We start from the raw sequence: 13,798 nt of genomic DNA, 5'->3' as shown, positions 1-13,798 counted from the left end.
AACAACATTTTTATGATTTGCAACAATAAATACGACAGCATTTTCAACATGCTGCCAGTGCATTTTCGACGCATTTTAGCTGAATTTATGCGCAAATACCGATCAAAAAACCATTAATTAATAAAGTTTGAATGGCATCAAACAAAGCATTGATAGCTTCTCATTTTCCTTAGATACTGCATCTCCTACTATCGAAAACACACGTAGGTCTGCATGATCTACCTCAAACATATTGTTGTCTGGAGCGCCTTATGCAAGTGACCTTATCTCAGCCAAATTTGTTAAAGAACCAGTCTTACGTCAATGGTGAATGGGTTTCCGCTGACTCAGGTAAAACGTACGCTATTACGAATCCTTCGAATGGCGAACACATTATTGATATTGCTGACTTAGGTGCAGACGACACCACGCGCGCGGTCGAAGCGGCCGAAAAAGCACTTAAAGGTTGGCAAGCATTAACGGCTAAAGAACGTTCTACAGCGCTGCGCCGCTGGAATCAGCTGATCCTAGACAACCAAGAAGATCTCGGAAAATTAATGACATTGGAGCAGGGTAAACCGCTTGCCGAAGCAAAAGGTGAAGTCGGCTACGGTGCCTCTTTTATCGATTGGTTTGCGGACGAAGCACGCCGCCTGAATGGCGATGTGATTCCAACCTTTGCTAAAGACAAGCGTGTTTTAACCATTAAACAAGGTGTGGGCGTTGTCGCTGCGATTACGCCGTGGAACTTCCCAATTGCCATGATAACGCGTAAAGCAGGACCCGCACTTGCGGCAGGCTGTACCATTGTTATCAAACCTTCCGACGAAACACCTCTGTGTGCATTAGCTTTGGCAGAACTTGCGCATCAAGCAGGTATTCCAGCTGGCGTCTTAAATGTTGTGGTTGGTAAAAGCGCAAAAGACATTGGCGGCGTTCTAACAAGTAACCCGATTGTCCGTAAGCTGAGTTTTACTGGGTCTACGCCTGTCGGAAAACTACTGCTATCTCAATGCGCTCAAACCGTAAAACGTACTTCTATGGAGCTGGGCGGTAACGCGCCTTTCATCGTCTTTAACGATGCAGACCTAGATGCAGCAGTTGACGGTGCAATGGCTTCGAAATTCCGTAATGCGGGTCAAACTTGTGTCTGTGCAAACCGCATTTTAGTTCAAGAAGGCATCTATGACGCCTTTGCTGAAAAGCTCGCTAAACGCGTCGCCGAATTAAAAACAGGCGATGGCTTCGAAGACGGCGTGACAATCGGTCCGCTTATTAACCCTGCTGCAATCGAAAAGGTTGAAGGGCTGGTCTCTGACGCGCTTGAAAAAGGCGCAAAAACGCTAACGGGCGGAAGCACCTTATCGACAACAGGCGCTCAATTCTTTGCTCCGACCGTCCTAACAGACGTCACTGACGAGATGGATATCTTCTCAAGTGAGATTTTTGGCCCTGTTGCACCTCTTTTCAAGTTCAGTACAGAAGAAGAAGCGGTTGCTATGGCAAACGATACGCCTTTTGGTCTGGCAGCGTATTTCTACTCTCAAGACTTAAGCCGTATATGGCGCGTTTCTGAAAACTTAGAGTACGGCATGGTGGGTATCAACGAAGGGATGATTTCCAGTGAAGTCGCGCCTTTTGGTGGTGTAAAAGAGTCCGGTAGCGGACGCGAAGGCTCTGTTTATGGTATCGACGAATACGTTGAAGTCAAATACCTATGCATGGGCAACCTAAAGTAATTTTTAAAAACAGCGCACCATACCGGTGTGAAGTAGACACGATACGCGGCACGATCCCATTCGCGCCGCATACTATTTAGAGAGAAATACAATGACAACTAACGCAAATTTACAAGAGCGCAAAGTCGCTGCTATCGCTCGTGGTCAGGGTAACATGGCGCCCGTTTATGTTGAGCGTGCCGTTAACGCTGAAGTTTGGGATGTAGAAGGCAAACGCCATATCGATTTTGGTGCGGGTATTGCGGTATGTAATACAGGGCATAGCCACCCTAAAGTTGTTGCAGCGGTAAAAGAGCAAGTTGAACGCTTTTCACACACCTGTGTCATGGTCAGTCCATATGAATCTGCGGTGACACTTGCAGAGAAGCTAAACGAAGCGGCCCCTGGTAACACTCCTAAAAAATCTATCTTTATCACTACCGGCGCTGAAGCGGTTGAGAACTGCGTAAAAATCGCACGTGCCTATACGGGCCGCTCAGGCATAATTGCCTTTAACGGTGGCTTCCATGGCCGTACGAACATGACAATGGGGCTGACTGGTAAAGTAGCGCCCTACAAAGCGGGCTTTGGTCCGTTTCCGAATGAAATTTACCATGTTGCATTTCCAAATGAATACCATGGCGTCACAATAGAGCAGTCTCTTGAAGAACTAAAGATGCGTTTCACATGTGATATCGAACCATCACGTGTTGCAGCCATTATCATTGAGCCTGTCCAAGGTGAAGGCGGCTTCTATCAAGCACCAGCAGAATTTCTACAAGCCCTGCGTACTCTTTGTGATGAACACGGTATCTTGTTGATTTTAGATGAGATTCAATCAGGTTTTGGCCGTACAGGTAAAATGTTTGCGCACGAACACGCTGGAGTTGAGGCCGATCTAATGACAGCAGCGAAAGGCATTGCTGGTGGCTTTCCTCTCGCTGCTGTCGTCGGTAAAGCTGACATTATGGATGCGCCACTACCTGGTGGTTTAGGTGGCACCTACGGTGGCTCACCAGTTGGTTGTGCCGCGGGCCTCGCTGTCTTTGATGTTATTGAAGAAGAAAAGCTAGTGGATCGTGCGGTTGCCGTCGGCGAGCGCTTCATGACTCACTTAAAAGACATTCAAGCAGAATACCCGCAGTTAGTCGGTAACGTACGTAATACCGGTGCCATGATCGCAATGGAATTCGTTAATGACGGCGAAGCGAGCAAACCGAACCCTGAACTGACAAAAGCGCTGACTGCTAAAGCAGCAGAAAAGGGCCTAATTCTTTTATCTTGCGGTATTCGCGGTAACGTTATCCGTTTCTTGCCTGCTCTGACGATAGAAATGGAAATAATTGATGAAGGTATGACTGTCTTCAAAGAATGCCTTAAAGAACTCGTTTAATCGCAGTATCTTTATCTGCTTTAAGCAAGCAATTTACGTAAAACCGACGTAAATTAGACTTCCGTTTGCAAGGCCTCCCCTTGCAGCTTAGCCACTATTCATTGAATAGTGGCTTTTTTGTTTCGTTTATTAAGTGACTATTTTTAATAGAATTGTTTTAATCGCTTAAAGTTATTATTTCTATCGCCGATAAAGTATGTGCAGTTTTATAAATCCGAGAGGAGGATTATATGATTCATGATATTAGACTTGCAAAAGCGCTAACCATTGGTGTTTTAGCTGTCTCTTCGTCCATCGCAATGGCCGCAGAAACAGTCACGGGTAATGCCTCTGTCACCGTTCAGAATGCGTTCAACTTATCAGAAACAACTGCATTGTCTTTCGGGACAATCAGGGCAACAGGCGATACAGCAGGCACGGAAACAGCCGCCCTGCAAATTAGTTCCGATGGAACCAGCAACAACCCTACGTCCACGGATTCTACCGCGGCGGCGATCAGCGTCATTACAGCCGGAAATGCGGCCGTATTCACTATCGACAGTGCTGCACCAAGCTCCAACCTAACGATTACATTACCGTCATCCGCAATCACGCTAACAAGCACATTGAACGACGGTCTGTTCTCAATCGATACGTTTGAAGCTACCATTACCAGCGGCCCTCGTGACGGTACAGCGTACAGCGCTGGAAATTTACTAACAGACTCTACTGGTGCAGTAACATTCGCTGTAGGTGCAACTCTGACCACTGGAACAGGCGCAACCGACGGCGCTTATGATGATGGCAGCTATACCGGTACCTACTCAATCACGGTAGACTACTGATACGTTTGTTGAAGATGCGTAGTCAAAAGCGAGCCGGTCTATCTGCGGCCTTCATTGCTTTGAGCATAAGTACTCCTTTGAGTACTTATGCGGACGTAACGGAGTCGTCCAGTTTGGACTTCGGAACGGTTGTTGTCGCGTCAAACAGCAGCGCCCAAAGCTTGTCTGTCGGTTACAATGGTAATGTCTCGTATTCTAGTGGCATCTTCCCTATTACAGAGCCTACAAGAGCCGAATTTATTTTAACGGATTACCCTAATAACCAACGTGTTTTTTTATCAAGCAGCGTTACTACACCTAACAGTTCCAGCACAGGATATACCGTCGAGCAGTTTACTTTAACGGATCTCAGTGTACCTGCTGTCATAACGACAGATTCCTCAGGAGGCGCGTCCTTCTACGTTGGAGGCACGCTCACGACCTCGGGAAACTCGGGCTATTATGGAGATACGAATTATTCAATTACTTACCGGATTTCTATTAATTATTAGCCCGAATTTAACCATTAACGCCACATAGCCTTTATTTTTCTTATGCTTAAGCTCCTTATTTCAATACTGACCCTTTCATTCTGTAGCAGCCTACTTGCAGACCTTATGATTTCGCCAACACGGGTTGTTTTAGGAGACCGTGACCGTTCAGCAAAAGTGACTTTAATCAACTCAAGTAACCTATCCAGAAGCTACCGCATCGAGTGGACACAAAAAGTCGCATTACCGAATGGAAGTTACAGGGAATTAACTGAAAATGAGAAACAGCAATATTCGGGGTTAGAACGAATCGTCAGAATAAGTCCGAAACAAGTCACGATTCCAGCAGGCCAAAGCCAATCTATAAAATTACTACTACGTAAAAAAGGCAAGTTGAGCGAAGGCGAGTATCGCTCACATTTAAAATTTGTTGCATTGCCCGTTCAAAAAGCACCCGCTGCTCAGGGGCAAATGAGCTTAAACATAAACCTGCTTTTGAGCTACTCCATTCCCGTCATGTACCGTAATGGCACGGTATCCGTTCAACCTGCTATCCAAAACGTTTCCATCACAACGAAAAAAGAAACCGGACAAACTTTTGTAAAAGTGAGACTCGCACACAAAGACAAATACAGTGCGACGGGGCGTCTAGTCGCCTATTGGACACCTAAGAATGGTGCGCGTAGGAAAGTAGGTTTGCTTAATGGGTTTAACTTTTATCCAGAAACCCCAGTTACAAACGCCGAGCTATATTGGAAAGACTTTAAACTAGAAGCAGGCATTCTTGAAGTACGCTACGAAGGACAACAAGAGTTTGCGGGCAGATTGTTAGCCAGCCGAAGCATTGAAATCACAGATGCAATCGTGCGAAACGCAGCCCGACAATAACCTTTTTTGAAAATCAATTTAATGAGAATATGGACAATCTTATGCCTAACCTGTGTTGGGTTAGCTTCGACGCAGACTTACGCAAATAACGATGCCTTCGAGCGATTAAAAAACCGTTATCAGGCAATCGAATCGGGCGAGGAAACGCTACCCGATTTAAAGCAAAAAGTCGAAGAAACACAAGACACAGTGAGTATCCCCGTCGGAGAAGAGCTCATTTTTGAGCTTCAACTTGGCAAATATTTACTGGGTGACGTGATTGCGATCAAATCACCGGCAGGCGCGATGATGTCCTTGAGTGACGTATCAAACGTGTTGGATTTTCCAATAACAGTGAACGATGACGTACTCTTTAACACTGATGACGCTGAAACAGAAAACACACTGCAAGTTCTGGCGACAGGGTGGGTTAGAACACCTGACAATCACTTCGAGCTGACTCAAAGGGAAAACGAATTTACAGTCAAAATTGGCGAAACATTACGCACTATCCCGCAAGAAGAGGTACAGATTAACGACGATATTTACATAGAAAGCACTCAGCTCGCCCGTTTATTTTCCATTGAATTCAACATTAATTACCAAAAACTCAACGCGACCATATCCTCCAAAATTCCGATTCCATTAGAAGAAAGGCTAGCACGACAAGCGCGTTTAGAAGGGTTAAATAGCTATCAAAATAGATCCATCTTTCCATTACAGGCATTCGAGTACTCATCGGTCACACAGCCTCTACTAGACCTTAGACTTGGCGCATCTGCGGCGCATAACCAAGACTCAAAGTATTCGCTTTCTATGCAAGGCGCTAACGATCTCGCGTATTTCAGTACCAACTACTTTTTAGCCATCGACCAAAACAAAGAGATCACAACCTCACGATTTAATGCCAGTAGACAGGATAAAAGCGCATCCTTGTTAGGGCCACTGTCAGCAACAGAAATTCAAGTGGGCGATCTATCCACCACTGACATAAGCCCTTTAGAAAGCACGCAGTCTGGCGTCGGAATAAGAGTAAACAACAGTCCATTGTACCACTCTCAGAGTGACAACACGATAAACCTAGAAGGTGACATCCAACCCAATTGGGACATTGAGGTTTACCGCAATAAGCTACTGGTCGCCAGCCAACTCTCATCTTCCGATGGACACTATACATTTTCCAATGTGCCACTGGAGTTCGGTGATAACCAGATTGAGTTGATTTTCTACGGGCCACAAGGGCAAATAAAGCGTGAAGAAAAGTTCTACTATGTCAGCGCCGCAGGTCAAGGTGCAGGAAGTCTTAACTACGACATTACCATCGCTGAAGAAAACCAAAGACTGTTTGAGCACTATTCGTCACAAAACAGCGGAGAATCGGCACTGGCAATCAATGCATTAGTGAAGTTGTCCGTAACGGATTGGTGGAATATCCAAGCCGGCACTAAGCACTATCAAGAGACAACGGAACAAGCAAATCAAAACGCTTACAATTCAACGTTCGCGCTTTTCGGCAAAGCACTGCTTACCTTGGATTATCTCGAAGACGACAACGGTGCTTATAAACAAAAAACGCAGCTCTCCAGTAAAATAGCAAACCAAGCAGTTAACCTCATACACAGTACAGAGAAAACACTAACGGACGAATCAGTCGAGTCCAAGACAACCACGCAAGAAGCCTCTATCTCTGGCGCATTTTCAAACTTAAACCTGTCTTACTCTCAACGCATTTCCAGAATAAAATCGAATGCTTCAGAAGACTATGTACTGCAAAATCGCATTGGTACCCGATTGTTTAATGTGCCTATTACCAATCAGATCTCTTGGGGCTTTGGCGATAACGATTACGCGACGGGATCACTCCAAGCGCGCGATTTCTACGATATATACACGATAAAGGGGGGGATAGACTACAACATCGACCCCAGTATGAGGGTTAACACCGTCAACGCGGCGATAAGTCGGGCCTTTGGTGAAGATATTCAAGCTCAAATTGCGTATAAACGAAACATCAGCACCAAAAACAACGAATCAAGCCTCGACGTAAAATGGAAGCCCAACGAGTTTTCTATAAGCTCCAATTTATCCTACAGCGACCTAACAAAATGGTCAGCTCGCCTTATTGCCCAGTTTAGTTTCGGTGTGGCTGATAAAGCGGCCTTTACAACCAGTAAATCGCTCACCCGCGCAGGATCGGTTGCGGCGCGAGTGTTTCACGACCAGAACCATAATGGAATATACGACCTAAATGAGCCCTTATTAAAAGGCGTCACTGTGGAGAGTAAACAAAGTGTGCGCAAAGCCAAGACCAATGAACAAGGAATCGCGGTGCTCGCCGCATTGCCTGTTTTCCAGAAAACCGATATTGATGTAGATACAACAACTCTGCCGAACCCTTATATGATAAGAAGTGGCGCCGGTGTTTCCGTATCGCCAAGAAAAGGAACACTACAATCGGTTGATTTGCCGATCGTTATTGCCCGTGAAGTAGAGGGGTTTGTTAAAGAGTATAGAAAAGATGGTTCAGAAGGCATGCTTGCCTACGTTCCACTAGAGGTCGTTAACAAACAAGGCGTTGTTATAAAGACCGCAATCAGTGAGTTTGATGGCTATTATGCTATCGCGGAACTGCCTCCACAAGCCTTTACCGTGAGAGTCGCGCAAGCGTTTATCGACACCAACCAATACCTTCTAACAAAAGGTTCGTCAGTTGAAGTCTCTCAGGAAATGGGAACAGAATTTATTGAAGGTGTCGATCTAGTACTTCGAAAAGCCTATCAACGCAACGGATATAGCGCACACCTTGGTCAATTTAATAGTGTTCTGTCTCTTCGAAGCTATTGGACACTCTTGCGCAATGCCCATCCACAATTGGCAGACTATTCTTACTTCTACTTAAACAACAATGGCGTATTTGACTTATACGTCGGTTTTAGTAAAACCAAGCAAAATGCAGAAGCGGCGTGTTCCATACTTCGAAACCGTACTCGAAACGACAATAGCAGTGGCAATGAAAACAGCCCTTCATGTACGGTACGCGATATCGTGCGGCAATAATCTAGAATAAAGGAACAAACCGAGACTTAATCGTTGAAAGTTAAAAAGGAAGAAGAGGGAAGAGCGAGATATTAAGGTGAGGAGCGAGATATTAAGATGAAGAGGAAGCTCAATGGCTTCCCCGTCATTCACAATCATACTCATATAAAAGTTATCTCACTGTTAAGCGATGATTAAAGCGCCGTTCCACTAAACCGTGTTACCAGACAGTCTTGATTGTTCTTTTTTAATTGTGAACATAATGCTTTCCCAGCGGACCGCTTTACTATCGGTCCAACGATCAAGCGATAGAAATCACGGTCTCTAATAACAGAATGAGCAATCACTGGATTCAAACCTTTAATTAGACGGGCATTTTTCGTCTGTAGCTTAGGCCACGCTTTTTGCGCTTGAGAAAATGACAAATACGCAGCCAATTGCACACCAAATGGTTGTGATGGCACCGCGCTATCATTTGCCTTAGGCTCGTTAAAGAACTGTACTAAAATCGGTTTACTTCGCCCTAGCGCTTGCGCACTTTTCGTACTCGGCTCATCCGCCATGGCCTTCTCATCCTGTTCAACAACGTCGGTAACGACAGCATCACTCGAAGGCTCACTTTCCGCACTTTCAATGTCAATTAACGCTGTACTTGGCAGGATGGGAACATCGCTCGACGCCTGTTGAGCTTCTCTTGATGCAGTGGCTTGTTGTGTTAACGCCTCGGATGATTCTGGAACAGTATCTAAGGCTTCAACCAAAAGTTTAAGATCCGCTTCAAGCGCCAATATTCGCTCAAGCTGAGGCTTCATCGCATTCCATTCTTCTTGCTGCTCTAATAACTTCGCTTCCAGTTGCTCGTTCGTCATCACATCGGCTACATCAGCCGATTTTTGAGTGCTGCAAGCACAAATCGCACTCGTTAAGAAAACAATGGAGAATATTTTTAACTTCATATTATTTCTCTCCCTCAATACGCTTAATAATACGCTAATAAACAAAGGCTTGTCCTTTGAATACGCCAACAATTTCTTCAAAGTTACGCAATTTAACAGTCAATAAAGGTCGAACAAAATTAGATCAAGTATTGACCAATGCACATGGAAAGATATATTTTGTATCCAATATACATATTTTCCTCTAGACATTCATAGAGGAATCTTTGCCTGAAACCGCAAGCGAAGTCTCATAGCGTACTTAATGTAGCAGGAGTCACCAGATGAACACTCAAATCTTTAATGGCGTTATGCCCGCACTCATGACACCTTGCACTGCCGACAGAAAGCCCGACTACAGCGGGCTAGTTAAAAAAGGCAAAGAAATGATCGAGGCAGGCATGTCCGCCGTTGTCTATTGCGGTTCTATGGGCGACTGGCCTCTGCTAACGGACGAAGAACGCATGATCGGGGTAGAACGCTTGATAGATGCAGGCATCCCAGTTGTTGTCGGCACAGGGGCGATAAACAGTAAGTCAGCGGTGGCACTTGCAGAACATGCCCAGCGTGTCGGAGCCGCAGGGTTAATGGTCATACCCCGTGTTCTTTCTAGAGGCTCTGTCATCGCCGCACAACGTAATCACTTCAAAGCCATTCTGAGCGCGGCACCAGATATTCCTGCAATCATATACAACAGTCCAGTCTATGGTTTTGAAACGAAGGCGGACTTGTTCTTTGAGCTCAGAAAGGATCACTCAAATATTGTCGGCTTCAAAGAATTTGGGAGTAAAGAAGCCATGCGCTATGCGGCCGAAAATATCACTTCGAAGGACCAAGATCTGATTCTCATGATTGGCGTCGATACGGCGGTTTATCACGGCTATGTCAATTGTGATGCGGTCGGAGCGATCACAGGTATTGGAACCGCGCTGCCAAAAGAAGTGCTTGTGCTAGCCGCACTTTCTAAACTGGCAGCGAAAGGCAATGCAGAAGCGCGACGCCGTGCCCAAGAGCTAGAAGAAGCGTTCTCCGTACTGGCCAGCTTTGACGAAGGCCCTGAACTCGTATTATTTTTTAAATATTTGCTCGTTCTTAATGGTGAGGAAGAATATCGCCTACACTTCAACGAAACGGATGAATTATCACCAGCGCAACGCCACTACTGTGAAAATCAATATCAATTATTCAGAGCCTGGTACCAAAACTGGATAAGCCAGGGAGGAGTGATATCGCAATGCTTGTCATAGACAGTCATACGGAAGGCGAACCAACGCGAGTGGTCGCAAAAGGCGGGCCAGACCTCGGTACAGGGCCGCTATCAGAACGCGCAAGTAAACTTGCTATCGAGCATGAAGACTTTTATCGACCTCTGGTGACGGAACCATACGGACAAGAAGCGATGGTAGGAGCGCTTCTTGTCGAACCGACAAATGCAGAATGCGTTACTGGTGTCGTCTACTTTGACGCCGCCGCAGTCATCGGCATGTGCGGCCACGGTACAATAGGGCTGGCGGCAACGCTTGCACATATGGGAAAAATCGGCGTTGGCAGACACAAAATCGAGACACCTGTGGGGATTGTCGAAGTCGAACTCCGTGACAAAAACACCGTAACCGTGACCAATATAGACAGTTATCGATACCAAACCCAAGTTGAGCTAACTGTGCCAGGCGTTGGAAAAATCATCGGAGACGTTGCATGGGGGGGGAATTGGTTCTTTATCATCAATGACAGCCCAATTGACGTTAAGCCCGATAATATTAGGGCGCTCACCGAAGCAGGCATCGCCATTCGTGAGACGCTTTACGCCAATCATCTTGAAGGTGAGAATGGCGGAATCATAGATCATATCATTTTCTATGGTCCGGCTCTGACAACACACGGACACAGCCGTAATTTCGTCCTTTGCCCAGACAATGCTTACGATCGTTCGCCTTGTGGGACTGGCAGTTCTGCTCGCTTAGCCTGCCTCGCTGCCGACGACAAACTAGCGCCCAATACTGATATTATTCAAGAAAGCATTATTGGCAGCTCTTATACTCTTAGCTACCAATTAAGTGAACAACAGAACAAAGCATCCGTTTCCGTTGTTCCCAAACTATGCGGGCAAGCATTCGTTACTAAAGAAGCCATGATGGTAGATAACCCGGACGATCCACTACGTTTAGGCGTCAACGTCTAAACGTAAATGTTGATTTAGGTACAGATACAGAAATTCTCTAAACAATAACTTGAGATGCGTACATGAAAAAAGAGAAGCCAGATATCATCGTCATTGGCGCGGGAATCATCGGTATAAGCTGTGCGCTGGAGCTGCAATCAAAAGGCCTACAAGTACTCGTTTTAGATAGAAAAGGCGTTGCTAGTGAAACTTCAGCGGGGAATGCAGGGGCTTTTGCATTTTCCGACGTGATCCCACTGGCAACGCCCGGCATTATGAGAAAAACCCCCAAATGGCTACTCGACCCTCTTGGGCCTTTGTCTATTCCACCGGCTTACGCTCTTAAGATTACACCGTGGATGATGCGGTTTTGGCGCGCCAGCTGGAAAGATAAATACCAGCACGCATTAACCAGCCAAGCCAGCCTTATGTCGCATTCTCAATCAGCTTTAGAACGTCAAATTCTAAAGACAAATGGTGAAGTATTTATCCGACGAGAAGGGCAATTGCAGCTATACCAAGGGCAAAAAGAATATGAAAATAGCCTGAGCGGTTGGCAAACTCGAGAAGAGCACGGTGTTGCATTTGATCTATTGACCTCACCCGATGCACTGGCAGAGATACAGCCAGGCATTCATTCAAGTTTCACTCACGGCGCTTTTACTCCGCGCTGGAGTAACGTGTGTGACCCAAAAGAGTGGACACAACATTTAGCAAACCGTTTTCTAAAAATGGGTGGACGAATCGAACTCACCTCGGTCAGCAGGCTCTCATTAAAAGATCAGCATGTAGATATTCAATGTGTGGGAAAAACACTTTCTAGCGATAAAGTCATTATCGCTTCAGGCGCATGGTCGAACACACTCTGCAAGCAACTCGGTGACAATTTGCCTCTAGAAACAGAAAGAGGATACAACACAACGTTGCCTAATAGTGACTTCGAGTTGAAAACCCATTTATCGTTTAGCAATCATGGCTTTGTCGTGACAAAAGTCGGTGAAGAACTAAGAGTCGGTGGCGCAGTCGAACTGGGCGGACTGGAACTTCCACCGAACTTCGATCGGGCAAAAGCGCTTTTACAAAAAGCGGCTCACTTTCTTCCAGAAATCAATACTCAAGGGGGTAAGGAGTGGATGGGATTTCGGCCGTCTATGCCAGACAGCTTACCCGTGATCAGCACCGCGACCGACACAAACAAGGTTGTCTATGCCTTTGGCCATGGCCATTTAGGTTTAACCCAGTCTGCCGGCACCGCCGAAATCGTAGCAGATCTTATTATGAATAAAACGCCGGATATTCCCGTTGATCCATACTCGATAAAAAGGTTTAGATCCTAGCAGACGGCTTCAGGTCTTCATGATTTCCACTTGCCTAACGTATGGCCTTAATTAAATCAGTATAGAAGTAACTTTTTTCTATTTGCTCCAGTTAACTTGATAGCCGTTCAAATAACGAACGATGAAGAGCGAGAATTTGATTGGCCTCGTCATAATCTACTTTTAACGCACAAGCGAATTTTTCAGGGATAGACTGGGCCGCTTTCTTTAAGTCCTTACCTTCTTCAGTTAAATAAATTTCGACAATACGTTCATCAGATTGATTCCGAACACGATCCACTAATCCTCTCTGCTCAAGTCTCTTTAACAGTGGAGTTAGTGTTCCTGAGTCCAAATTCAGTTTATTGCCAATTTTTTTCACACTGATAGGGGAATCTTTCCAGATTACAAGCATGGTAATGTACTGAGGATAAGTTAACCCTAAGTCTTCTAACAAAGGACGATAAGTCCTCATTATTGCGTTGCTTGTTGTATATATAGCAAAGCATATTTGGTTCTCTACATCGAGCAAGGCGTCGTTCTCTTTCATCAGATAATCATCAATTCTAAATATTTCTATTAAATATACTTGATAAAACTGAAATTTGCGCAATAATAGTTTACACAATTAAATTGTGCACAATTTAATTAAACTAAACAACGAGGCTCCGCTCATGTTTGATTCATATTCAATCGCAGTATCAGCTCAAATGGCACTTATTTTAGTGATTGTTCTACAAGCGACTATCGCGACCGTCGCTCATCAAAAGCAACAGTTACCACCTGGTACTTTAGGTGCAAATTTAAAGCATGATTCTTTTGTTTTTCGAAGTCATAGAACTCATCAAAACTCATTAGAAAACGCGATACAGATATTCATACCTTCCTTTATCGCGATATTTATTGGTGTTGATGCCTTTTCTTTAAGTGCAGCCTTATGGGTTTACGTCATATCCCGAATATTACATATGGTGCTGTACTATCTAATCGCTACAGAAAAGAACCCTAGCCCGCGGACCTATTTTTATCTAATATCTTTAACTGCAAATTTCTATGTAATTTGGTTAGTCCTTGAGAAACTCATATTTGCATAGATACC

General features: G+C 45.1%; 12 protein-coding genes. 10 read left to right on the top strand and 2 right to left on the bottom strand.

Annotated features, from left to right (window positions below; all coding sequences use genetic code 11):
- Positions 1-251 precede the first annotated feature (251 nt).
- From MARME_RS00240 to MARME_RS00215, 6 genes are all read left to right on the top strand, one after another.
- Positions 252-1,718 (top strand): NAD-dependent succinate-semialdehyde dehydrogenase, encoded by a 1,467-nt coding sequence (locus MARME_RS00240; protein WP_013659260.1) that lies wholly within the window; start codon positions 252-254, stop codon positions 1,716-1,718.
- 91 nt (positions 1,719-1,809) lie between these two features.
- Positions 1,810-3,090 carry a 4-aminobutyrate--2-oxoglutarate transaminase gene (gene gabT / locus MARME_RS00235; protein WP_013659259.1) on the top strand — a complete coding sequence of 427 codons (1,281 nt, stop codon included), beginning with the start codon at positions 1,810-1,812 and terminating at the stop codon, positions 3,088-3,090.
- Positions 3,091-3,320: 230 nt separating this feature from the next.
- On the top strand, positions 3,321-3,914 hold the full coding sequence (locus MARME_RS00230; protein WP_013659258.1) for a DUF4402 domain-containing protein: 594 nt from the start codon (positions 3,321-3,323) through the stop codon (positions 3,912-3,914).
- A gap of 77 nt (positions 3,915-3,991) precedes the next feature.
- Positions 3,992-4,405, top strand: a complete 414-nt coding sequence (locus tag MARME_RS21240; RefSeq protein ID WP_190273415.1) for a DUF4402 domain-containing protein — start codon at positions 3,992-3,994, stop codon at positions 4,403-4,405.
- 105 nt (positions 4,406-4,510) lie between these two features.
- Positions 4,511-5,272 (top strand): fimbrial biogenesis chaperone, encoded by a 762-nt coding sequence (locus tag MARME_RS00220; protein WP_041647720.1) that lies wholly within the window; start codon positions 4,511-4,513, stop codon positions 5,270-5,272.
- A 21-nt stretch (positions 5,273-5,293) separates the two neighbouring features.
- On the top strand, positions 5,294-8,308 hold the full coding sequence (locus MARME_RS00215; RefSeq protein WP_013659255.1) for a fimbria/pilus outer membrane usher protein: 3,015 nt from the start codon (positions 5,294-5,296) through the stop codon (positions 8,306-8,308).
- A 173-nt stretch (positions 8,309-8,481) separates the two neighbouring features.
- Here MARME_RS00215 and MARME_RS00210 read toward each other — a convergent pair whose 3' ends face one another.
- Entirely contained in the window at positions 8,482-9,243 is a 762-nt protein-coding gene (locus tag MARME_RS00210; protein ID WP_013659254.1) for an SPOR domain-containing protein, read from the bottom strand.
- Between the two features lie 263 nt (positions 9,244-9,506).
- Here MARME_RS00210 and MARME_RS00205 point away from each other — a divergent pair, with 263 nt between their 5' ends.
- From MARME_RS00205 to MARME_RS00195, 3 genes are all read left to right on the top strand, one after another.
- Positions 9,507-10,469 carry a dihydrodipicolinate synthase family protein gene (locus MARME_RS00205; RefSeq protein WP_013659253.1) on the top strand — a complete coding sequence of 321 codons (963 nt, stop codon included), beginning with the start codon at positions 9,507-9,509 and terminating at the stop codon, positions 10,467-10,469.
- Positions 10,457-11,404 (top strand): 4-hydroxyproline epimerase, encoded by a 948-nt coding sequence (locus tag MARME_RS00200; protein ID WP_013659252.1) that lies wholly within the window; start codon positions 10,457-10,459, stop codon positions 11,402-11,404. Before MARME_RS00205 ends, MARME_RS00200 begins: the two co-directional genes overlap by 13 nt.
- Positions 11,405-11,466: 62 nt before the next feature.
- A complete protein-coding gene (locus tag MARME_RS00195; RefSeq protein ID WP_013659251.1) occupies positions 11,467-12,720 on the top strand; it encodes an NAD(P)/FAD-dependent oxidoreductase in 1,254 nt (417 codons plus the stop codon).
- A gap of 91 nt (positions 12,721-12,811) precedes the next feature.
- Here MARME_RS00195 and MARME_RS00190 read toward each other — a convergent pair whose 3' ends face one another.
- Positions 12,812-13,249 carry a MarR family winged helix-turn-helix transcriptional regulator gene (locus MARME_RS00190; RefSeq protein ID WP_013659250.1) on the bottom strand — a complete coding sequence of 146 codons (438 nt, stop codon included), beginning with the start codon at positions 13,247-13,249 and terminating at the stop codon, positions 12,812-12,814.
- A gap of 124 nt (positions 13,250-13,373) precedes the next feature.
- Between MARME_RS00190 and MARME_RS00185 the strand changes: the two genes are divergently transcribed.
- A complete protein-coding gene (locus tag MARME_RS00185) occupies positions 13,374-13,793 on the top strand; it encodes an MAPEG family protein (protein WP_013659249.1) in 420 nt (139 codons plus the stop codon).
- Positions 13,794-13,798: the final 5 nt, after the last annotated feature.

The organism is Marinomonas mediterranea MMB-1, assembly GCF_000192865.1.
Taxonomy (GTDB): domain Bacteria; phylum Pseudomonadota; class Gammaproteobacteria; order Pseudomonadales; family Marinomonadaceae; genus Marinomonas; species Marinomonas mediterranea.
This window is presented reverse-complemented; position numbering and strand designations above follow the sequence as displayed.